The following is a 20,975-nucleotide window of genomic DNA, read 5'->3' as shown; positions in this document are numbered from 1 at the left end:
CAGTTCAAAATTGCTAAAATACAAGAAATAAGTTACTTGATATGATAAAGATAAAAGAAATAAGCCCAAAATCAAATTCAATTATTCCAATGATGGAAATGACTTTCGTATATGATTATTATACAAATCGAAATCTTCCGATATACTTTGACGGTTTTCTCTTCTTTCATGGGAAGCAAGTAGGAAGAATTGTAAATGGAGTTACAAGTCAAGAGCTACGACTTAAACCAGATGAACCGGATCATTATCACGAGGAAGTCTATTTTAAGTGCGATATTGAGTTGTCTAATGAATCAGTTTCATTTATTCATGAAAAGAGAAATTTGCTGCCGAACCAAGATGTGGGTTTAGACGGTAAAATACAATTTCGAAATTTAAAATTCTATGGGGCAGATATAGAGTCGCGAATCATTTCTGAGCATATTCAAGTTTTAATTCATAGCAGTGATTGGATTTCTAAATTCGCGCCAATCCTCGGACTTGGTTCTTTTTCTATAATCGAAGTTGATCATACAAGCTTATTTTCAAGTTTACGTGACGAGCACGATAAACCTTTATTTCCGCTAATTTGGTCCATTAATGACTCGTTCCGGAATGGAGATTGGATAGAAGTAATTTTCAATTCAAGAAGGTTGTTGGAAATGGCGAAGAACCAGGCTTCGGAAATTGCTAGTTATGCTTCTAATAATATAAATACTGATGAGTATGGACGTGATTTGAATGCACTTATTAATTCTGGCTTTCAATTGATTTCTAAGTATCAACACACCCATTCTCGAAAAAAAGAAGAAATTAATCTCAACGTTACAAGGTCGGATGCCCAAATGGCTTTTTATTTGTCTATGTCAATTACCGCCATTCTCAATAAGATTTCTATTGAAAAATAGTGAATATTAACTAAACATAATTTGATTGGTAGGAAGCTTCTCGCTTCTTAAGAATTCTACTGAGTGAATGATCTGGAGATGCAAAAAGAATGCTTAAGTTTATTGGCCAGTCAATAAACTTAAAGAAATGTCCAATGCGTAAGAACAGGTTCGGCGTTAAGTTCAGAAAGAGAAAAGCTCAAACTGGGGAATGGCACTATTGGGTTCTGTGTAATTCCTGTGGTATACGAACCGCGGAATCTATCTTTATGGATCAGCCAAAGTTGGATTGGAATGAAGGGAAGTTCTTCGATAATATAAAAACGCATTAAAGGATTTAGAAATGTCGAAGCTCGAATTAGATCAAATAGATAGTATTGAAATAATTTGGAAGCTATGTGAGAGATATGAGGATGCGAAAGATCATACTCAAGGGGTTTATTTGCATGAATGGGATAAGAAGCCATTCTACTGGGGAAAAGTGGATAAGAGTGTATTCGGCGGGAATCCAAGAAAAATAAATGGTGAGCCAGTCAATCCGAGATACGGTTCAAGTTATAGACATTGGATAGAAGGTTGTCTGCAGCATGGGGCGAAATTATATATAGGAATGCTTGGAAAGGTTTTCGAAGGAGTCATTGAAAGAGTTGAACATACTTTGATGGAAGAATTCCCTTCGGAAATGAATCGTAAAGAAGACCAAAATTTACAGCCAATATTGTTATTACACAAAGGTAAAGTACCAGAATGTATTATTAATAGTGGTAAGTATAAATAGATAGAAATTATGAATGAAATTTTAAAGACAATTTCTAAGCCTTTTACGAACCGCTTTAGCCATCCAATATTTGGTTCAATAGCATTTTCATTTTTCTTAATTAACTCCGATAAGTTATTCTTATTGGTTTTCGGAATGTTTTGGCCTGAAAAATATAATCCGGTCGATGGATGGTCTGAATTTCTAATAATTCTACGGAATAATTTCTGTTTTAGAGTTGGTTTACCTTTCCTGTCAGGTTTATTATTTTCTTTTCTTATACTTCCTTTTGCGGATATGCTTTTGGGAAAAGTCTCTGCAATTTTTCAGAGATATAAATCCAATTTAGTTCTTGTTGAAGAAAGAAAAGAAGATAGTGAGAGATTGAAGAATTTTCAAAGTGCGTTGAATGCTTTAAATCACGCATACGAAAACGACTCAAAATCGATTTTAGACTTTATCGACGGTCGAGTTCGACTTTTTCGAATGGATGAGCAATTAAAAATTGGCCAGCTATGCAAATATAATCAATATTCGAGGAGACTGGTTTCTCGATCAAGTCCAGTCGGATGGAATGCAGGATACGTATTGCAGGTAATTGACAGTAACTTTGCTCTCGTATTAATTTCAGGGAAATTAAAAGATTCGGAGCATATACAGAAGCTTTTCGGGACTGACCCAGGATTTTTTAGAGCGAATAACGAAGGTGTTTTTAGTAAAGTTGATAGTGGTCAATATGATTTAGAAACTAAGATAGAGAAATCTCGTTTAATATTGGAGTTAAAATTTGCTATTTCAGATAATGTAGTAAATTTACCCATAGTGAACCGCTTACTGTAAAAATACTTTACTTACCATAACGTGCAATCTGTTTCCTTGAAGTTGAATTGATTGGAACAGACTTTGAACAAAAAATGTATCTCCTCATTAGATTTATTTTTCAAGTTAAATCTTAATTACTGGAAACGCATCTAACTTCGAATGTGGCGTCTTGATTGGTTCTTTGCGTATGATGAGTTCCGGAATTCATATTTACAACTTTCACTTTGCCGACATCCACAGTCGTTGAGCTCCAGTAATTATGGCTGCATCCGTTACAGTCGGCCCAATTTCTGTGAACTGATCTTTCATATGCTACTAAGAATTCTGGTAATGAAGGGAGTCTCATTCGTTTAGTCGAACAAATTGAAGATGCATTTTGCCAATTTTGAGGACCTTCATTTGGCCCCCAACTTAATCGTGAGAAATTATTTTTTGCTTCACAATATTCTACGACTAAATTGGCTTCATCATCACATTGTAATTTGCTTTCAAAACAGTTATCTTCGCAGACCCTAATGTCTCTTCTATTTCCTTTATATTCCTTTTGGCAATCTCTTCTGCATAATCTTTGGTCGCTGGCACATATATTCTTTTCTGCAGTTTCGATTGCATAGCAATCTTTAGGGTTGATTACCACATGCTCTTCACAATTATCAGTATTCGTTCGGAAACAATCTAAGATCCATTTGGCTCTTTCTGGGCCTGGTAGATAGTAGGGAAACATGCCTGGATTATTTCTTAATGAATTTGCAATTTCATTAACTTGGTCCAAATTTATTTTTAGCTGGTCTCGCAGCATTCGGATTCCAATTCTATCGGCTGTTTTCTCTCTATTGAGTGAATCTCTTCTTTGATAGTGAATTCGAATCATATCACCGCTAATATGATGTCCGCATTCATGTGCAAAGAAATACATTTGGATTAACGGTGATTTACTAAAGAAAATATCGATATCAATTTTAATAGTGGGTAATCCGTTTGACTCGATGTTTGAGACTGCAATATCTCTTAATTGTCGGACTAATACGATTGTTACAGGCCTTCCAGAAGGATCCGTGCAATATACTGGAATTCCAGCTATCGTAAATTGTTGAGATTGCCCTTCTATTCGCATCCAATAGACAAGGGAGATAATAAGAAGGATTGTTTTAACGTATTTAATCCAAGGTTTCATATCACGATCTTTCGCATTATATTAATTATTTCTTTTATATATATATATGTTACCTACCAGCTTATAAAATCTTTTCAATATTTTTCTAGGTCTTGCGTAATAGTTTTTTGACATGATGTTTCGCTTTATTGCATTTTGAGCAGAGTGTTTGACCATTAGAATAACTTGTTTTACCTCCGTCCTCCCATTCAATGATATGGTCTACTTCCATATAAAGGCCATTCTTAATGGCTAATTTTCTAGTTATCCCACAAATCTGACATGTGTAATTATCTCTTCGGAAGATTAGTTCACTTAGCATCCCGGGAAAACAACGAGATTGAAATACCCTATTATACTTTAAATCATAAAGTAGAGGGTTGGAGTGCCATTCCTCCCGATGTTTTTCAAGTTTAGCGTTGTTGATTTTATTTAACCATGTAATTTGTCGGCGTTTAATCTTTACAATTCGTAAATCGCGAGAAGCTTCTCTATTTCCATTCTTTTTGCGAGAGCGATTAAACTTTATAAAGAGATCTTCTTCTATAATGGAATACTGATTGTCGAGATGTTTCTTTTGCTCGTAAAATCTATACCAGTCTTTTAAAACTTGATTGGTAACATATTGCCAACATGTTAGATTTTCATAACATTTCTCTTCGTTTTTAATGTGTATGTTTAATAGAAATTGATATGCAGGATCAAGTTTTTGGTATGATAGAAGTGTATGACTTTTCCGAATAATGCTGTTAAGAAAAAAGTTGGCAAATAAGTTCGCCGTTCCGATACTTAAATTTCCAGAATCTATCTCCTTCCAGATTTCTTGTTTTTTGTTTTGCAAATAGCGTGGAAGTCCCATTTATCCTCTTTTGTGGGATATATTATGAATTTGCCTTGTTCAAAAAGAGAATGTATTACCAACGCTATCCGCAATCAGCGGATTTTAATAATATGGGTTTGGCTGTGTGAAAGCGTGGATATTCGTATCTATAAATCTTCGGATTCAAGGCACTCTATCCCTCTCTCTAAAAGGAAAGAAATATTAGCAAAGAATCAAGTAAGTTCTTGTCCGACGTTATTATATTTCGGATATATTCAATATAAAACGTTTTGGGCTAATTATAGGTTAGTCGAAACTGGAGCTCAATGAGATCTTTCATCATTTCCGTATCTATTTTAATTCTAATCGGATGCTCGGATTCGAGTGTTCAAGTTCGCTCGGTGGAAAAGGAAGGCTACGCAAAGAAAAACAAAGTCGCGGTCCTTGCCGTAGAGTTTTATGCTAATTCTGTTGAGAGTGATTCTTTTTCCGATGGATTCTCTAAATTTCTCCAAGCTACGAATGGGATCTCGGAAGCTGAAAAGGAGAGAGGAATTAAATCGAACGATGACCGATATAATGCGGTCTTGAAAAAGGCAGAGACAGATTCTAAGGAATACTTAAATTCTCTTGAAGATAGATTGATCACAAAAATGAATATGCATCTTCTTGATAAGAAATTTACCCCTCTTGAAAGAAGTGAAGTAGTTAAGATCTTAAAAGAAACATCGTTATATCAAACTGGGCTCTTTGACAATGCGAAGAATATTCAAATAGGAAAGTTAGCGACAGCAGATTTAATTATGCTGAGTAGACTTGATGTTAAGGTTCGAGGAGCTTACTCTCGCAAATACGAAGTTCTCTTAACAAGTAAATTAATTTCAGTAGAAGATGGTGGGATACTTGCGGTAGGCGAAGTTTCTGTTGAAGGCGATAAATTGAATGAAGCCTTACTGACTAGAGCAATTGAGAAGTGGTTTAGCGGAATCCCAGATGATAAGTGGCATGACGTGATAAGAAGAGCATATCCCGGTGTAATGACTCTTTATTAAAAACATTTTAGCTGTTATATGCATTTGTTATTTTCAAGGGTAAATATGTTTTCTTTTCGGGATTTATTTTGGCGATTAAAGCTAATTCCAATCATATTTATGTTTGGATGTTCTTCGAATCAAATTGTATATTATGATCAAAAGATTTTAGAAAAAGAGAATTTAGGAATAATCTCTTTTAGGTTTGAAAATAATACCAATATCTCTATCAATCACTTGGAACTCTCCCGAGTATGCCTTTCGCAAAAAACTATTTCTTAGAATTTGGTACGAATGTCTGCGAAACTTTGCAGTCAGATGGAACCGTTACTATAGAGAAGAGCGAGTCGATTGAATTCAAGGTTCTGGAGGGAACATATTCAGGGGTGCTTTCCGGTTATGGTTCGGATTTTCCTCATTCGTTTCGATTGGATGCGATTTTTATCAAGAGCCAAAGTATAAAAGATATAAATAAGAGATGTTCTGTAAAGACAGACCTTTTAGAAAAGTATGATTGCGAAAATATTATAGTGAAACAGGGAAAGAAGACTGAGGTTAAAATTATTCTTACGAATGAAATTGAGGAGCAATGGGGAGTAAGTATCTTTTTTTCTATTATAACACTTGGAAATGGGATCTTACCTCCTAGCGTAGTTCGTACTCAATTAGAGATTTCGAATCCGATGTAAAAAGTCTTTTAATGTAAAACCTTTCGGATCTACCCTCTACAATATTTCTTTGACGAGTAGATTCCGGTTGTATCCCAAAAATCCAAATAACGGAATAGGTAAGCCGAATTCAAATGTTATATAGGCTGGAAAGATAAGAATAGCAAAAGTTAATAGAAATGAAAATTCATCCTTTTGTAAATCTTCAACTGAGAAATTAAGAGAATTTCCAGAAAGCACCAGGTCGCGGCAGATTAATTTTGAAAATTCCTTTTGTATGCAAGGTCCACCGAATTTTCCTCCAACTTCTTTATGGTCTTCTGAATCAAACACAATGGAAGCCGATCCTTCGACAGAGTATTGGAAAAATTGATTATCTTTATTTGATATAATAATTTCTCCTTTGTAGATTGCATTCTCAAGCTCTATATTTGCTAATTGTTTTCTAAGTGTATTAAAATGACGGAAGTCTATTATTCCATTTAAATGTTGAATAGTAGCCCTGCCAAATTTATCTAATTTCTTTAACTTTAGCCTACCGAAATAATACCCATTTATACGTAACGCTTCGATATTAATAATAGATGTAGCTGGTTTTGAATCATTAGATTCTGTCTTTATTGTTCCGTATCTTGTAACACAGTTTACTATTAGAAATATGAAAAATAGGGAGGAATACTTCATTTTATCTCTTTCTGAAGAATAAAACAGATAGTAATAAATTAGTCAAAAGTGAGATTCCAAATAAAGATAGAATCCATTTTTGAGGAATATTAAAGAACTCTGTTTTTGTATCTGGTCCAACAGTTCTTTGTTCTAACTCAGTGATTCGAGACTTCAGCCCATCTTTAAGTTGATTTGTTAATTCTACTACTTCAGGATCGGCTAAAACAATTAAGGTGTTTTTATTTTGAACTTCGGAGAGAGATTGCCATACTCTCGGCTTTTCTATATTTTTAGGTCGATCTACAAGCTTCTTTCCTTGTAGCTCAGCTATTCTACTTCTGACAGTAGGATGACTTGCCCATGTAGCTTGGGCCTTTGTAAAGTATTCATATGCAGTTTTTAAATTTCCGGTATGGTAGTTTTCTTCACCCTGAATTATCCAGATCTCTGTTTGATAAAGATTTAAAGTGGGGTTATCTGGTTCCGACTCCAGTAACGGCTTAAGAGCTTCTTGGGCTTCCGTTATCTTGTTTCGATTGATTAGTTCTCGTATCTGAAAGTAATTTGTTTCTCCTGATTCTGAATAAATATTAACAAATGATAAAAAATACAGGCTTAAAAGAATTATTCTGAATACTTTTCTCATACACTTACCTGCTGATTATTACTGCTGAATGACCATATCTTGCTACTGGCATTTCCGAGGTAATACTTGTCCAAGGTCCTGCAACAGGGCTTCCCAAATCTATCGAGTAGACCGATTTACTAGGGATATTTAAGGCGGTAGCTCCGCCGAAAACAAAAGCCATTCGGAGATCATAAGAAATTTCGGCAGCAGGAAAGTATGTAGCTACTGGTAATACCGGACCTGCTTGAAAGTTTGCAGAACTTGTTCCTAATCTATAAAAATCATAAAGATTCGTTGGAGTAACTTGTGTAACAGGTTGGAATAAATTACTAGCAGTAGAACCTCCTACAACCAAAACTCCAGGACCATCTCCAGGATTTGGATCGCTAGGAATCGGGTGATAACAAGCAGTTCCCATTCCATGTCGTGCAGAGGTATTGATAGATGGTTCTCCAATAGAAGTGGTTGAGTTAGAGGCTGGAATATAAGCATCCGAATTAAAGGACGATGCAGATCCATCAGCGGCTAATCGCCCTCCTGTGTAGAAAATACTTCCGTTGATTCCACAACCTCCCATATCCACTCTGGGAAGAATTTGAGTTAAGGAGGTAAAGAGTGGCGACCAAGTTCCTTGTGTCCCAATTTCTGGAAAGAGTTTATATACTCGGCTTGTTGGGTATCCTACCGTTACATTCGTATCTAGTGCATTAGCGATAATGTAAATTTCATTTCCGACAGTAGCTGAGATTCCACTATGAATCGCATCCGGAGCAGAACTGTAAGTTGTCCAAATTCCTGTAAATGGATCGTAAGCTTCTACAGCGGATGAAACAGAAAAAGTAGATCCGGATTTAGTTAATCCTCCGATTACAAAAATCTTTCCCTTAAAATTTACCACTGAAGCAAATGCTCTCGGCGTTGGAACTCTTGTAATAGAAGGATACCAGTGGTTATCTACTGGGTCATATAAATCTATTTGAGCAACCGGATTGTTATCCGCTCCGACACCTCCTACCAACCAAATACCTCTCGTTTTAATTGGATCATCACTAATCCAAGTTTTAAAGGGAACCATCATAACTCTTCTGTCTTCTGGTTTTCCGCATCCTAAATATGCAGTGTATTCTGAATTTGGTGTGAGGTTAGTTAATGGGAGTAAATGAGTCTTTCCTGCTTTTGGACTGATTAGAATATTTTGGGAACCATTACCATCAGTATAGAAGATATACCCTTCAGCCGATTCGGAGCAGGTCCAAGTGAACTGAACTTGTTTTGAGCCGTTCGATAGATAGAAAGATTTTACTGATACATCCTCTAAACCCCCTCCTTCATTCAAAGGAGAGTTATCGCAATAAGCTAAAGAAGTTAATATGAGTAAAAAGAAGAAACTTCGGTATAAACTTTTCATATTCTATATCCTAAGGAAATTTCTAATCCACCCATGCAGACAGTTCCTCTTGACTCAAAATAGCAGTTAGCTCTAAGTCCAGATCGAAGGACCATGTTTCCAAGTTTCCATCCTTGGTATCCGAACTCAACGTAACCGATTGGATCCAACCCTGAAACTTGTGTTTCTCCTCTTTGATATCTAACGGAACCAAACCCGGCTCCTAAGATTCCATACCAGTTCTTTGAATCTCCTATACCGAAATCTCTTTTAAGATAGGAATATGCGTTGAGAAAAGAATAATTGGAAGTACCTGGTGAAACAAGATATTCAGCTTTAAAACCAACTTGGTATTTTTCCGATAAAAATAAGAAAGCTGGTTCTACGAAAAATCCTGCACCCCCTGTTATGCTGTGGGCAGGTGCGATCGGAGAAGTATTTGCTAAAAAACTAAGACTTCCACCAAAGATGGTCTCAGGCTGTTTTGATGATTCAGTTAAGTATTCATTAGGCAGATCGGGGGAAGAACTTCCTCCATTGTCCATATCTTGGATCTGGGATTTATCTATTTCTAAAAAGCCGACATCGGTTCTGATTGTATATCCCTTGTCTCTTTCTTCCGCAATAACCCCGCGAATTTTACTTCCATCTTTCAATGTAAATGTGGAGTAACGATGGGAAGATTGAGTTCCTTTCTTAGAATAATCTAATTTCTGGACTTCCTTCTTCGGAATTGTATAAACTCTTCCCTTCCAATTTACTTGAACATTTCGATCATCTTCATGGACTACATCTAATAAGAACGAGTTTCCATTTTTTAGAAGTAATTCTGCGGCTGTAATTTGATAAGAACAGACAATGAATAAGAACAGATAAAAAGTTATTCGCATCAAGTATTAGCCTTTAGGGGAATCCTATATCACCAAGTTGGATCGTTTTTGCTTGTTCTAATTTACAAGCGTTGCCAAGCATTATGTTTCTATCGATAGTAATAGTTTCTTTGCCACACTGAGATGCCTGACGTTTTGCTTCTGCATTGTATATTGTAATCATAGGTCCTTTCTTCTTTATCTCAGAAAGACAAGAGTCTACGGATTCTACTGTATATGTTTTAGCAGAATCTATGTGAGCTATACTGAAGAAGATATAACTAGATAGAAAAGTATTATCAGATAAGTTTGAAGGATCTGTAATACCAGGTGTAGTTGGGGTTACTGGAGTTTCATCAGTGAATAAAATAGTGTATGTCTGAGCAGTTGTACCTGTGCATCTGATGTATATTTCATCATTATCTGTTAACGACGGTCCTGATCCATAAAAACCGTGTCCTATATTGTCCGGAGACCCAAATCTTACATCTTCTGTAGTATTGTTACCATTGTAATCGAAGCCATAAAAAGCACCGCAGGTCGCCGTTCCATTAGTTTTAAGAACATCTATTTGAGTGGTAACATTGCTATAAACATAAATAAAATCAAATTCATTATCTGAATCGATTGTTCCAGAATATGTAATCGTCGATCCGTTAATTCCAGGAACTAATACTTTATTGTTACTAGATTGATATGCATCCTGAAAGGTGTCGTTACCATTAGATTCATTCTCTGATAGATTTTGATTAGTTGCCCCACTTCCACACGTTCCACTGTTACTTATTCCAGAAAGATTCAGAAAGGTTGCAATCGACGCTTGCGAAGATATTGCTGCTTCTAATTTTCTTTTTGCTTCCGCACCTGTGACAGTTCCCCAACCCGAGACAGGAATAAACGTACAAGAAAGAAATTCGAAGACGAAGATTCCGTACGTTAGATAAAATTTTAAGTTATTTTTAAAGCATGAAAAAGGCGAAGCAAAGAGTATATGATTGGGATAAATTTTCATTTTAACAAATTCACTTGACACAATATTGGAAATACTTCGTTTTTATACCAACAAATAAACAAAGTTTAGAATTACCCTACAATGCAATGTTTTTTTAGGGAATTTTAGAAGTAGAAAGGGTGTTTTGGAATGATTAAAAGAAAGAAATCTATCCAATTTGGGATAATTTTACTTTTTGTAGCAGGGACTACGTTAGGCTTCTCCTTTGCACCGCTTTCTAGATATTTCTCTTCTGCACTACGAAGCCTAACGCAGGAATCCGAGATTCCGATTGATTTACCCGCTTTAGATGTCAATTTCCGAGGAAAAATCGGAGCAAGCTTTCCTATCGAATTACCTCCTGCTCGAAAAGATTGGGGACCAAGCATAAACATTTCTTATTCAGTGGAATCTGGAGAAGGATTACTAGGAGAGGGTTGGTCTCTCTCAGGATTTTCAGGAATATATAGAGAAACTTCTTCCGGAATGACTTACGGTTCGAATGACTTTTTTACAAGCGACTTAGCTGGTCGCTTAGTTGATGTTAGCGGAAATGGGACAGAATACAGATCACAGCCGGAAAGCTTCTTTCAATTTCAAAAACAATCTACCTGTAATGATTCATCTTGTGTTTGGATCGTAAAAGATCCTTTTGGAAATACTTACACCTTCGGAGGCTCATCTGATTCCGTTATAACTAATGCAACTGGGATTCCAGTAATCTGGGGGTTAAGGAAAGCTGAAGATCGATTTGGAAATTCTTATACTTTTACTTATCTTCCAAATGTTAAAAGACTCTATCCCCAAACCATAAGTTATCAAAATAAAACAATTTCATTCGTGTATGAAAGTTCCGGATCAAGCATAATATCCTATTCTGGCGGACTTCAAACAGTAGGTAGTCAATTGCTTTCTGAAATTCAAATCTCAATTGATGGCTCCCAGGTGCGTAGTTATTCTTTTGAATATGAAACAGGTGAACAAGGGAGAAAAAGATTAACTTCTATTGATAGAGAAGAATCCCATCCCCAATTTGGAACAGGGTCCTTTATTCCTGTCAGTTTTCAGTATTCTGCATACGGAAATTATTCTTTAGATCGAAATACAAGCTGGGATATTTCAGATAAACAATTAAAGTTTTGGTCCCGTACTCCCATGTATGATAAGACACGTTGTGTAGAAGGAGCATATGCGTGTACAGTCTTCGGGACGACAGATTGTTCGTATTTGGCTGCTGAGCCTGCATCATACACTGCCTGTATGAACACTAAGGCAACCTGGGGATTAGCATGCCAGTTATATGTCGAAGCATATTATGATTCTTGCAACTATGGAATTAAATCTCCGCGTGTAATAGGAGTTTGGGGAGATGCTCAAGGAGATGGTTATCCCGATTATATAAGATTTTACGGGGATGAGGATTCCGGGACAAAAATTGGAGTATTGTTTAATGGAAAAAATGGATCATTTTCTTCAAGTAACCCAACATTAGATAAAAATATAGTTGGTATCAATTTTAACACCTTACGCAGCCTCGCATTCGGAGATATCGATGGAAATGCCAGATCAGATTTGAGTATATCAAGCGGAAATTTGGCTGAACTTTATACTTCTGATGGTGTTAAATTTGCAATCGCAGATGACTTCGCATATTCTATCTCTTCACCAACTTACTTAACGGAAGTTCCACAATTTTATACATTAAGTTGGCTTTATGATATTAATCGAGATGGTAGATCAGATCATATCCGCATAACGGGACCCGATGAAATTAGAGTCCGCTTTTCTAATGGGACCAGCTTTACAAATGAAAAAATATACCCTGTTCCTGGCGTAGTCTCCAATCCTGGTGAGTTCTTTGATATTAACTCTGATTCAATACCCGAGTTTGTAAGATTTACTTCTTCCAACGGTATTGAAGTATACCGATTTAGCTCTGATTTAAATAGTCTGATCCTAAATTCTTATACAGTAGGAAACAATGGTCAATCTGCTAATTTCAATCCAGATTCGGGTAGTTTAGCTACTAGATTTTGGGGCGATCCCAATGGAGATGGGCTACTAGATTTCATAACGTATGAAAACGATTCCCTTGAAATCTACTGGAACCAATTCGATTCATTATCTTCTACCCCAACAACAGTCAGCATCCCTGGTTTAACATTTAATAACGAAGCGAACAAGTTCAAGTCCTATCGATTCGGGGATATGAATGGAGATGGTTTCGATGATCTAGTCGCTGGAGACGGAACAAATATTAGAATTTTCTTATCAGATGGGACAACGATACTTTCAAGTCCTGTTAAAACTATAGCGGCTTCAGATGAGTTTGATCTGGTCGATTTAAACTCAGATGGTCGCTTAGATCTGGTAGTTTATAAAGTTCCAAACAATAGCATAACCGGAGGTTGGGAAGCCTACATTTCTAAAACTGGATTACCTGGTAATATTCTCACTAAAATCACGGGAGCTTATGGATTAGAAAGTAGTATTTCATATATCCGTAGAAATGATCCAAGTGTATCTAATCTAATTTTACCTTCGAGCAATTCCTATCCCATCATCGCAGACAACGGAGGGGACTTAATCGTTTCATCTATAACTAATAAATTAAGCGATACAGTTTCTGAAACAATCTCTTACGTTTATGAAAACGGTAAAATAGCGATCGGAGATCCATATACAAGCGGATATTTAGGATTTTCGAAAGTTACAACTTCTAATTCAAGAACGAACGTAAAGATTATTGAAACTTATAATCAATCTTCATATTTATTTTCAGGAAAAAAGATCTCTGAAGAGATGCGATACGTTAATGGAGCACAAGAAAGTATAGTTACACAAAAGACTTATACATACGAGTCCGCTAGCTTCAATTCTATTCCTTATAGTCGTATGAGTGCTTCATCGGAGACAACATACCTGGGTGGAGTCCAAGTAGCATCCTCTTCTTCGACTTTTACGTATGATTCATGTGGAAACCCTAAAGTAAGTAGTGAGATTGGAACTTCAGGCACAATTACTCGTACTCAGACTTATGCTTGTGATACAGCTAATTGGGTGCTGAACCAACCTTCAACGGATAAAACAGAGCGCAATGGAGTTCTTACAGACAGTAAGGTGTATACATACGATGATAAGGAACTTCGAATAGTAACCGAATTTCCAAGTACATCGGTAACAAGGACTCGAACTTTTGCCTATGATACTTACGGTAATCCTATAACAGTAACAGACTCTAAGGGGAAAGAAACAAATGTTGAATACGACTCAGCTACTTCTACATTTGTTACTAAAACTACTAATCCTTTAGGTCATACTACTTCTATGGAATATGATTCTGTATACGGATTAGAAACAAAAGTAACTAATGCAAACGGAGGGACTGAGACCCGAGCGTTTGATGCGTATGGGAGAATCTTACGGAGGATAAAACCTGGGGAATCCGATTGGTCGGAAGAATTTGAATACGGAAACACTGGAAAGCCGAACGAGGAATATTCTCAAAAATCAGTAAGAGATGATTCCTATGGAGAGCTTCGTTATAAAGAATACATCGATATATTCGGTAATGTACGCAGGAAGGAAAGCACTTCCATCCAAGGGTCACTTTTAGTTGAGGAAGCAGAATATAGAGCCGATGGAAAACTTCAAAAGCAATCTACCCCGTATATCCAGAATGTAACTCCAAGTGACTGGGTAAATTATGAATATACAGGTCCTGAAGGAAGAGTCAGCTTAATTTCTTCTCCAGATGGAAAAACTGTAAGTGTAACTTACAACGGCCTAACTACTACCTCGGTCGTTAAAAAAGGATCAGAAACTCTAAGCACAGAAATCGAGACCAAGGATACCTTCGGAAATACAATTTCTAAAAGTTCTAACGGAGCTATCATTTCCTACGAATATGATGAGGCGAACCGCCTTACGAAGATCATTGATCCCGCTCAAGGGGAAACGAACTTTACTTATGATTTATTTGGAAATAAGAAAACAGTTTCCGATACTTCCTCAGGAACTTCCTCACATGATTATGATACTGAAGGTAATTTAACTCGAACAGTAGATGCAAGGGGAAGATCAATCCGAAACGAGTATGATGATATTAATAGAATCACTCGGACATATACTGACGGAAGTGAAACTCAGATTTTATATACTTATGATACCGCTTCGAATGGGATAGGAAGACCAGCTTCTATTAGTGACGGATTAGGAACTACAAATTTGGAATATAATATTAAAGGGAATATCGTCCGTAAAGTTAGAACGATTGATGATTTAACTTTTGTATTCCGATATTCCTACGACAATCAAGACAGATTACAAGATTTTACCTATCCTGATGGAAGTGTAAGTCATTATTTCTATTCCGAAATGGGTGTAATGACTGGCATCACAATGGATATGCCTGACTTAGGAAGTTATAACCACCCGGTCGTAAAATATGAAGGTCCATTCCCTGGAACTTCCGGAAACTTTAGAGTATTGAGAACTTTAGGAAATGGAGTCCAATCAGATATCGCATTTGATCCTATCCTAAAACGTCCTACTGGGATTAAGACTACTTTGAAGAATGGATCAATCGCGCAAAACCTTGCCTATGAATATGATTCTAAAGATAATATTCAAAAAATAACAGACCTTCTCAGACCTGACAGAACTCAAAATTTCCAATTTGATTCCTTAAATCGTTTGGTATCTGCTACAGGAAAATACGGTGCAGAAAGTTATACTTATGATTCAAGAGGTAACTTAAAACAAAAAGGTGATACTACCTTAGGTTATTCCGATTCTTCAAGACCTTACAGAATAACTTCAGCGACTTCCGATCTTGCGGGAACTACCTCATACAGCTACGACGGCTCCGGAAACATAGTAAATAGAGGAGGAGATGCTTTAACTTACGATGCTTTTGGTAAGTTGGTGGATATCCAACCTTATGGAGGCGGAGATCGCATTCGTATGAACTATGGTTTTGATGGAGCTAGAATTAAAAAAGTAAGAGATGCAGATGCATCTATAGAATATTATCCGGACCCAAGTTATGAAGTCGTTCGTAAGCCTGGTCAGCCAGATACTCATACTCTATACATAAGAGGACTTTCTGGAGATTTAGTTTCTCAGTTAACAAGACAAGATGCTAATTTAATTTCTATAATGGAAGTATCCAATTCGAATATTTTAGCAAAAGAATATTGGAAACCAGGCATCGATAAATTAGCAGGAATTAGTAAATCAAGCTTTCATTCTTTCTTATATGATTACAGCGGTAAGTTATCTCTCCGTTACGATTTGGTGGTATGGACATTAATACTTATTACAGCATATTATTGGTTCTGGAAAAATAAAGAGAAGATCAAGGAACTTTCAAATCCTCGTTTATCTTCATTTGCACCTTTAGTTTTAACTGTGATGATCTTTTCTACAGTTAATAATTGTGGAATATTTATCCCAAATCAAGGCGAGGAAGGTGTTCCACCTTGGGCTTTAATTCCAGTTGGAAATACCGACGGGACTCCTTCAATAGATTCTCCAGGTAATGGATCTGGAGGAGGTTCAGGTTCTGTAGGTGGAACTCCAATACCAGGAATGATATTCTTCCATCCAGACCATTTAGGTTCGATTTCAATGGTTTCTAATGGGGAAGGAAGTGCTTTAACTGGTGGAGATCTCGGAGGAGCAAGTTTGATTGCTTACAAGCCCTATGGTGAAATCGATAGAACTAATTCCTCTGGACCTGACATTTTCCGTTATAAATATACAGGACAACAAGAAGATAGAGAGTCCTCTTTATATTATTATAAAGCAAGATTCTTTGATCCAAAGATTGGAAGATTTATACAACCAGATTCAGTTATAGCATCAGCAAAATCTCAAGGGATGAACCGTTATATGTATGTAAGCGGAAATCCTGTGAACTTCCGAGACCCCGGTGGGCATAATGAATATGTTCACATGTTTAATGAAATACTTAAGAAGATGTTTCATCACGCGAATGGCGTTATGAGTACTGTAGGTCACAGCATTGATCATACTTGGAAAGATCATTTCAGAAGAGTGGATCATACTTATAGAAGATATTTACGTAGGATAGACCACGCTGTTCGGAGTCCTTTAAGAGCAATGGACCATAGCTTACGAGGTTATGCACGAGGAATAGATCATAGAATCAAAAGCTATTTATCTTCATTAGATCGCGGAGTTAAGGCACATTTCCGAAGAGTAGACGATGGAGCTAAAGCACATTTCCGAAGGGTAGATCATGGATTTAAAGGAGCAATGGCAAGCATTGAAAGGGGCTTTCGAGCCGCTGCAAGAGGAGTGGATCAAACAGCCAGAAGAATTGGTGAAGCTTTTGAGCAAGAAGTTCTTGGTAAACGACACCGAGATTATACTTTCCATTGGTCAAATCCTTTCAGTGGTGGATTCTCTTCCGTAGTAAAAGGTATCTTGGGGTATGGTGGAAATTTTCTCAGTGGATTTATTTTCGACTCTTTTATAGAATTATATAATTCCGACCAAGGAAGAATAATTCCGATAACTGATATTGGAATAGCCGGAGTATTTATTCTGTATTATCAATGGGGATTCGACGAGAACCCGATAGTTAGATTTTTAGTAGAGCTTTACCAGTATAAAAAGTATAATACGGCTCCAGGAACATGTTATGTAGGTAATCAGGAATTTACGGATTGCGATTAAATTGCAATCCTTCTAAACTTGTTATCAATGAAATTTAGTACTATAATTATAGTAGCGACTGTTTTTACTTTTTCCTGTAAGACGAATGAGAATTTAAAGAATTCTAATTTGGTAAAAGGGACGGGAGGAAATTACTTAACTATCCAACTAATTGATCGTTCTACAAAAGAATATAATTCACTTGAAGTCCAATATTTATGCCTTAGTCAGCAGAATTCTAGTTCTTGCATAGTAGATTTTAAAGAAGGATTATTAGATGTATCTTCTGAAGGGGTAAATATTTCATTGCCCCTCGGTAAATTTGACGGTTCGCTTAGGCTAAGAGGTGGGTATTGGGAAAATATAAAAACTAATATCAGTTTTGATTTGTCTGGAATCAGTTTATCATCAAATACAGTATGCAGTTCTGAAGAAGTTGCTGTCGGATATACTGTTTATCAAAATATTGTTTGCCCTCCAATTATTGTTACTAAAAATATAAATCCGATTCTAAAAATAGAAATTTCTCCCGAATATAAGTCTTACCTAGAAGCTTCAATATTACTTTATTTGTTTTTTCAAAACCCAGCTCAAACAAATTTGAGATTTTTAAAAGTATCTTTGATCCAAGGTTAATATTTTGAATAGTAATTTCATTTTACTTTTAAGAATTATTCAAATCTGCTAAAAATTTAAATAATACCAAAGCAAAAGCTAAGACAACATCGCAAAAGAATAAATTAGGGAATATTTGCCAAACTTCAGTCCACTCTAGAAATCTCTTAATTCCTAACGCTCCGTATTTTCCTGGAAAACCTATTTTAGCCCAATAAATGGAAAGTAATATAAGTAAGCCGAGAAAAACAAAATAATCATATGCTACGTTTTCTATTTTTTGCTTCATATTATTTAATTATATTTTTTTTAACTGTTTAAATGACTTTTGATTTAAGGATGTAAGTTAGAATTTTAGTTACATATTTCTTTTGGAAGATAGGAAACTAATCAGTTCATGCTCTTCAAAAATTGCTACTGTAATAGGATCAGTAATTACTTCTATCATTTCTATCTCACCTGCCTCAAAAACGTTCATTTCTCCATAAGTATCAAACAATAAAACCTCGCCATAATCAAATGGAGTGGATATTATTTGCTTGTCCTCTAAATCATCGGTTAGGAAAAACTTAAAAACTCCTACAGTTGATTCTCCTTTCCATGTTGTTACCTTTAGAATTTGCTTATCAAAGCAAGAGAGGAATTTTAAGATAGCTTCCTTCCGGTCCAGAAGGAGATCTTCGATTTCTAAAGTTAGTTTTGTAAGGTTATAGTCATCTTTCATTTTTCAAAGTAAGTTTAAGGGCACTTTCGACTTTTGCATAAGTTGTTTTCCAAGGATTGAGCTTGAGGTTGTCGAAGGATCTGCGATTCACCAAGAAGCATAGGTCCCATTTCGAATAGTCGTCAGCTATTTGAGAGAACTTACCTGATCGCATTCTCAAGTAGTTCCTCTTAGCACAGAGGTACCATTTTTTCGGTTTATATACTCGTTCCTCATCACGTAGATCCCGAGCATAGCAGTTTAGCCTTGTCATCTTCAAGTGAGCTGCTTCCATGAAGAGAGGATTCATTTCCTCGATAGAATCATGTTTACCTGCGAAATCATTTATGGATTTCTTTATGTAGTGTTCCCGAATAGAAGGTCTTGAGTTTGTAAAGACACTTTGCAGTAGATTCTTGACCTGAATAGATCTGAATTTCCAAGCCGGAGAAGGCCCTATTGGAATTTCTTTTTCTTTTAGGAGATTATCAAATCGATTGCTATTGAACTTCTGGCAGTCTTTCCAATCGATCCAATTTGGCTTTGTATTTCTCTCCCATTTAAAAGAGTGGGACTTAAAATTAATAATGTCTGCGTTCTTTTTGGCGTACCAATAGGGAAACTTCTTCATCCTATTTTCCTTTGCCTTTGGATAACACTTGCAAAGCTTTATAACCATACTTAGGTCCTTTCCAAAGAATTATTTCATAAGCTAAATGAACGATTTCTTCTTCTGTATGATAACGTTTCAACTTCGCCAGCGGCTCCAATACAAAACAGATATTCTTAAATTCATGTTCGCCTCCTTTTCTTAATGGTTTGATATGTTCAGCATTCGTATTCTCTGGCTCTAACGTCCTACCTGTTAAGAAACATTTCCATTCCTGGATTTCGAGTAGCTTATAAAAATCTTTCGCAACAAATTTATAGTCCTTCTTCTTAGGGTTATTTTTCATTCTTACTAACCCCGGAAGAAGCTTTCTTACTTGGCCGGAATTTAGTGTAGAGAATAAACGGGAGTTGATCCTTTAAGACTTTAATATAGAAGTTAATTCTTCGATCGTAATAGTTATATCCGACTCTCCTTTTTGCTATTAGTTTCAGTTTCAACCAGCGATTGAGTATTCGTGTGGCTGTTTGTTTATGGAGATTCAGTTCTTCGCAGATTTGATTGACTGAACACTTACGCCCTTTTCCATTTTCATGTTTAACAAAGTTCCAAATCTTTTGAGCATATTTTTGGTATTCAATTTCTCGATCTCTTCTAAATCGTTTCGTTGAATCATTTGTCCAAAAGTAGTTATATTTCTCAAATTCCTTTCTTAGAGTTTTGTTTGCCTTCTCGATTTTTTCCAAAGGATTGAGAGTTCCATACCCTGTATGACTTAAAATCTTCGGAACTGCTTCAAGTGGAGTGACTTTGTATGAGTTTTTGTGTATAGAAACTTGAAGCCAATTTTCCTTCTTTTTCTTTGGAACTTTAGGGACAAATCCTTTCCTTCGAATCGCAACCGCTCCGTTCCCGGGCGTTTTCTCATCCGAAGGAGAACGATCCCCACTCAAACAAGAATCACCATCTTCAACCAGCACATCCAATCCGAATACATTAGCATTCTTAATGAAGCTAAACTCATTCAGATACATTTGCGAATACTTTGGCTTTATATATCCATAAGCCGCAAAAGCAGTTTTTAAAACTCTCTGGTTACCTTCTGCTATTTGGTTATGGACTCCATTCTTACTCCATCTATTACGAGCAAATCTGAATCTATTATCTTTGGATCTTGCAGAGTGATTTACACTTCTGTGATTTCTATATATTCCCCAAAGCCAAGGATAGCCTTGATCTGTAAAAAGTGGAGTGCTGGTCGGGAGATGCTCTTTAATAAGAGGTCCTAAAGTCTCTGCCTTTTGATTTGGAACAGAAGAGAAGAATACTGGTCCATTCTTAATAGCTATTGTCTGGACGAGAGTTCCGACTTGTCTCCCTCCAAGCTTTTCTGAAAGGTATATAGAAGAAGTTTGTCCTCTGTGACTGTATCTTTTCCTACCTTGGCTTGCTCTTTCACCTGCAGAATATAATACAGCAGTGTCTACGCATACGTAGGGCCGTTTTGCCATGATCTTGCTAATGTCTCTATTCTCATTTGGTGGTAGTAGGAAGTCTTTGAACTGATCGTTTAAAGCATCGTATGTTAGCTTCTTATACTTTGGGTTTTGGTCAGATGCAAAGAGTTGGAATCTTCTCTTTAGTAAGCTCGCTGCATTATATCCTATCCTTAGTCTCTTACTTAGTTCTGTTGCTGTTACTACCT

Annotated in this window: 19 protein-coding genes; 7 read left to right on the top strand and 12 right to left on the bottom strand. The window is 36.3% G+C overall.

Annotation, left to right across the window (positions count from 1 at the left end; all coding sequences use genetic code 11):
- The first annotated feature begins 41 nt into the window (after positions 1–41).
- From LEP1GSC192_RS12175 to LEP1GSC192_RS12160, 3 genes are all read left to right on the top strand, one after another.
- A complete protein-coding gene (locus LEP1GSC192_RS12175; RefSeq protein ID WP_020770284.1) occupies positions 42–887 on the top strand; it encodes a hypothetical protein in 846 nt (281 codons plus the stop codon).
- A 322-nt stretch (positions 888–1,209) separates the two neighbouring features.
- A complete protein-coding gene (locus tag LEP1GSC192_RS12165; RefSeq protein WP_020770275.1) occupies positions 1,210–1,644 on the top strand; it encodes a hypothetical protein in 435 nt (144 codons plus the stop codon).
- A gap of 9 nt (positions 1,645–1,653) precedes the next feature.
- Positions 1,654–2,463 carry a hypothetical protein gene (locus LEP1GSC192_RS12160; protein WP_020770290.1) on the top strand — a complete coding sequence of 270 codons (810 nt, stop codon included), beginning with the start codon at positions 1,654–1,656 and terminating at the stop codon, positions 2,461–2,463.
- Positions 2,464–2,575: 112 nt separating this feature from the next.
- Here the strand turns inward: LEP1GSC192_RS12160 and LEP1GSC192_RS12155 are convergent, their stop codons facing one another.
- Both LEP1GSC192_RS12155 and LEP1GSC192_RS19960 read right to left on the bottom strand, forming a co-directional pair.
- Positions 2,576–3,619 (bottom strand): hypothetical protein, encoded by a 1,044-nt coding sequence (locus LEP1GSC192_RS12155; RefSeq protein ID WP_020770287.1) that lies wholly within the window; start codon positions 3,617–3,619, stop codon positions 2,576–2,578.
- A gap of 85 nt (positions 3,620–3,704) precedes the next feature.
- On the bottom strand, positions 3,705–4,457 hold the full coding sequence (locus LEP1GSC192_RS19960) for an HNH endonuclease (RefSeq protein WP_020770283.1): 753 nt from the start codon (positions 4,455–4,457) through the stop codon (positions 3,705–3,707).
- A 287-nt stretch (positions 4,458–4,744) separates the two neighbouring features.
- Between LEP1GSC192_RS19960 and LEP1GSC192_RS12145 the strand changes: the two genes are divergently transcribed.
- The gene (locus LEP1GSC192_RS12145; RefSeq protein ID WP_020770286.1) at positions 4,745–5,470 is read left to right on the top strand and encodes a curli production assembly/transport component CsgG domain protein; all 726 of its coding nucleotides are present in this window, start codon (positions 4,745–4,747) and stop codon (positions 5,468–5,470) included.
- A 233-nt stretch (positions 5,471–5,703) separates the two neighbouring features.
- Complete coding sequence (locus LEP1GSC192_RS12140) at positions 5,704–6,138, top strand: hypothetical protein (protein ID WP_020770281.1); 435 nt, start codon at positions 5,704–5,706, stop codon at positions 6,136–6,138.
- Between the two features lie 36 nt (positions 6,139–6,174).
- On the opposite strand, the gene LEP1GSC192_RS12135 is transcribed toward LEP1GSC192_RS12140, so the two are convergent.
- From LEP1GSC192_RS12135 to LEP1GSC192_RS12115, 5 genes are read right to left on the bottom strand one after another with little or no spacing between them, the layout of a single operon-like run.
- Positions 6,175–6,801: a hypothetical protein gene (locus tag LEP1GSC192_RS12135; protein WP_020770268.1), complete on the bottom strand. Its 627-nt coding sequence runs from the start codon at positions 6,799–6,801 to the stop codon at positions 6,175–6,177.
- Position 6,802: 1 nt separating this feature from the next.
- A complete protein-coding gene (locus LEP1GSC192_RS19270) occupies positions 6,803–7,429 on the bottom strand; it encodes a M48 family metallopeptidase (protein WP_020770267.1) in 627 nt (208 codons plus the stop codon).
- 4 nt (positions 7,430–7,433) lie between these two features.
- Entirely contained in the window at positions 7,434–8,819 is a 1,386-nt protein-coding gene (locus LEP1GSC192_RS12125; protein ID WP_020770270.1) for a kelch-like protein, read from the bottom strand.
- Positions 8,816–9,688 carry an LA_3334 family protein gene (locus LEP1GSC192_RS12120; protein WP_020770289.1) on the bottom strand — a complete coding sequence of 291 codons (873 nt, stop codon included), beginning with the start codon at positions 9,686–9,688 and terminating at the stop codon, positions 8,816–8,818. The genes LEP1GSC192_RS12125 and LEP1GSC192_RS12120 overlap by 4 nt, the downstream gene beginning before the upstream one ends.
- A 13-nt stretch (positions 9,689–9,701) precedes the next feature.
- Positions 9,702–10,679 carry a hypothetical protein gene (locus LEP1GSC192_RS12115; protein WP_020770280.1) on the bottom strand — a complete coding sequence of 326 codons (978 nt, stop codon included), beginning with the start codon at positions 10,677–10,679 and terminating at the stop codon, positions 9,702–9,704.
- Between the two features lie 129 nt (positions 10,680–10,808).
- On the opposite strand from LEP1GSC192_RS12115, the gene LEP1GSC192_RS12110 reads away from it, so the two are divergent.
- Both LEP1GSC192_RS12110 and LEP1GSC192_RS12105 read left to right on the top strand, forming a co-directional pair.
- Positions 10,809–17,363 (top strand): RHS repeat-associated core domain-containing protein, encoded by a 6,555-nt coding sequence (locus LEP1GSC192_RS12110; protein ID WP_020770285.1) that lies wholly within the window; start codon positions 10,809–10,811, stop codon positions 17,361–17,363.
- 27 nt (positions 17,364–17,390) lie between these two features.
- A complete protein-coding gene (locus LEP1GSC192_RS12105; RefSeq protein WP_020770277.1) occupies positions 17,391–17,978 on the top strand; it encodes a hypothetical protein in 588 nt (195 codons plus the stop codon).
- 28 nt (positions 17,979–18,006) lie between these two features.
- On the opposite strand, the gene LEP1GSC192_RS12100 is transcribed toward LEP1GSC192_RS12105, so the two are convergent.
- The 5 genes from LEP1GSC192_RS12100 to LEP1GSC192_RS12080 all read right to left on the bottom strand — a co-directional run.
- Positions 18,007–18,246 carry a hypothetical protein gene (locus LEP1GSC192_RS12100; RefSeq protein ID WP_020770273.1) on the bottom strand — a complete coding sequence of 80 codons (240 nt, stop codon included), beginning with the start codon at positions 18,244–18,246 and terminating at the stop codon, positions 18,007–18,009.
- Between the two features lie 69 nt (positions 18,247–18,315).
- Positions 18,316–18,681 (bottom strand): hypothetical protein, encoded by a 366-nt coding sequence (locus tag LEP1GSC192_RS12095; RefSeq protein WP_036089998.1) that lies wholly within the window; start codon positions 18,679–18,681, stop codon positions 18,316–18,318.
- Positions 18,671–19,291, bottom strand: coding sequence for a hypothetical protein (locus tag LEP1GSC192_RS19265; protein WP_020770266.1), 621 nt, complete (start codon positions 19,289–19,291; stop codon positions 18,671–18,673). Before LEP1GSC192_RS19265 ends, LEP1GSC192_RS12095 begins: the two co-directional genes overlap by 11 nt.
- A 1-nt stretch (position 19,292) precedes the next feature.
- A complete protein-coding gene (locus LEP1GSC192_RS12085) occupies positions 19,293–19,616 on the bottom strand; it encodes an HNH endonuclease (RefSeq protein ID WP_020770272.1) in 324 nt (107 codons plus the stop codon).
- On the bottom strand, positions 19,606–20,975 hold a 1,370-nt coding region (locus tag LEP1GSC192_RS12080; protein ID WP_020770282.1), incomplete at its 5' end, for a transposase. The genes LEP1GSC192_RS12085 and LEP1GSC192_RS12080, both read right to left, overlap by 11 nt.

Origin of the sequence: Leptospira sp. B5-022 (assembly GCF_000347035.1) — a bacterium.
GTDB classification, from domain to species: domain Bacteria; phylum Spirochaetota; class Leptospiria; order Leptospirales; family Leptospiraceae; genus Leptospira_B; species Leptospira_B cinconiae.
The sequence above is the reverse complement of the archived record's forward strand: the minus strand, read 5'-3'. Positions and strand labels throughout refer to the sequence as shown.

Bases quoted from the DNA above. Each gene is read 5' to 3' on its own strand.
- LEP1GSC192_RS12175 (WP_020770284.1), top strand. From the start codon at position 42: ATGATAAAGATAAAAGAAATAAGCCCAAAATCAAATTCAATTATTCCA.
- LEP1GSC192_RS12165 (WP_020770275.1), top strand. From the start codon at position 1,210: ATGTCGAAGCTCGAATTAGATCAAATAGATAGTATTGAAATAATTTGG.
- LEP1GSC192_RS12160 (WP_020770290.1), top strand. From the start codon at position 1,654: ATGAATGAAATTTTAAAGACAATTTCTAAGCCTTTTACGAACCGCTTT.
- LEP1GSC192_RS12155 (WP_020770287.1), bottom strand. From the start codon at position 3,619: ATGAAACCTTGGATTAAATACGTTAAAACAATCCTTCTTATTATCTCC.
- LEP1GSC192_RS19960 (WP_020770283.1), bottom strand. From the start codon at position 4,457: ATGGGACTTCCACGCTATTTGCAAAACAAAAAACAAGAAATCTGGAAG.
- LEP1GSC192_RS12145 (WP_020770286.1), top strand. From the start codon at position 4,745: ATGAGATCTTTCATCATTTCCGTATCTATTTTAATTCTAATCGGATGC.
- LEP1GSC192_RS12140 (WP_020770281.1), top strand. From the start codon at position 5,704: ATGCCTTTCGCAAAAAACTATTTCTTAGAATTTGGTACGAATGTCTGC.
- LEP1GSC192_RS12135 (WP_020770268.1), bottom strand. From the start codon at position 6,801: ATGAAGTATTCCTCCCTATTTTTCATATTTCTAATAGTAAACTGTGTT.
- LEP1GSC192_RS19270 (WP_020770267.1), bottom strand. From the start codon at position 7,429: ATGAGAAAAGTATTCAGAATAATTCTTTTAAGCCTGTATTTTTTATCA.
- LEP1GSC192_RS12125 (WP_020770270.1), bottom strand. From the start codon at position 8,819: ATGAAAAGTTTATACCGAAGTTTCTTCTTTTTACTCATATTAACTTCT.
- LEP1GSC192_RS12120 (WP_020770289.1), bottom strand. From the start codon at position 9,688: ATGCGAATAACTTTTTATCTGTTCTTATTCATTGTCTGTTCTTATCAA.
- LEP1GSC192_RS12115 (WP_020770280.1), bottom strand. From the start codon at position 10,679: ATGAAAATTTATCCCAATCATATACTCTTTGCTTCGCCTTTTTCATGC.
- LEP1GSC192_RS12110 (WP_020770285.1), top strand. From the start codon at position 10,809: ATGATTAAAAGAAAGAAATCTATCCAATTTGGGATAATTTTACTTTTT.
- LEP1GSC192_RS12105 (WP_020770277.1), top strand. From the start codon at position 17,391: ATGAAATTTAGTACTATAATTATAGTAGCGACTGTTTTTACTTTTTCC.
- LEP1GSC192_RS12100 (WP_020770273.1), bottom strand. From the start codon at position 18,246: ATGAAGCAAAAAATAGAAAACGTAGCATATGATTATTTTGTTTTTCTC.
- LEP1GSC192_RS12095 (WP_036089998.1), bottom strand. From the start codon at position 18,681: ATGAAAGATGACTATAACCTTACAAAACTAACTTTAGAAATCGAAGAT.
- LEP1GSC192_RS19265 (WP_020770266.1), bottom strand. From the start codon at position 19,291: ATGAAGAAGTTTCCCTATTGGTACGCCAAAAAGAACGCAGACATTATT.
- LEP1GSC192_RS12085 (WP_020770272.1), bottom strand. From the start codon at position 19,616: ATGAAAAATAACCCTAAGAAGAAGGACTATAAATTTGTTGCGAAAGAT.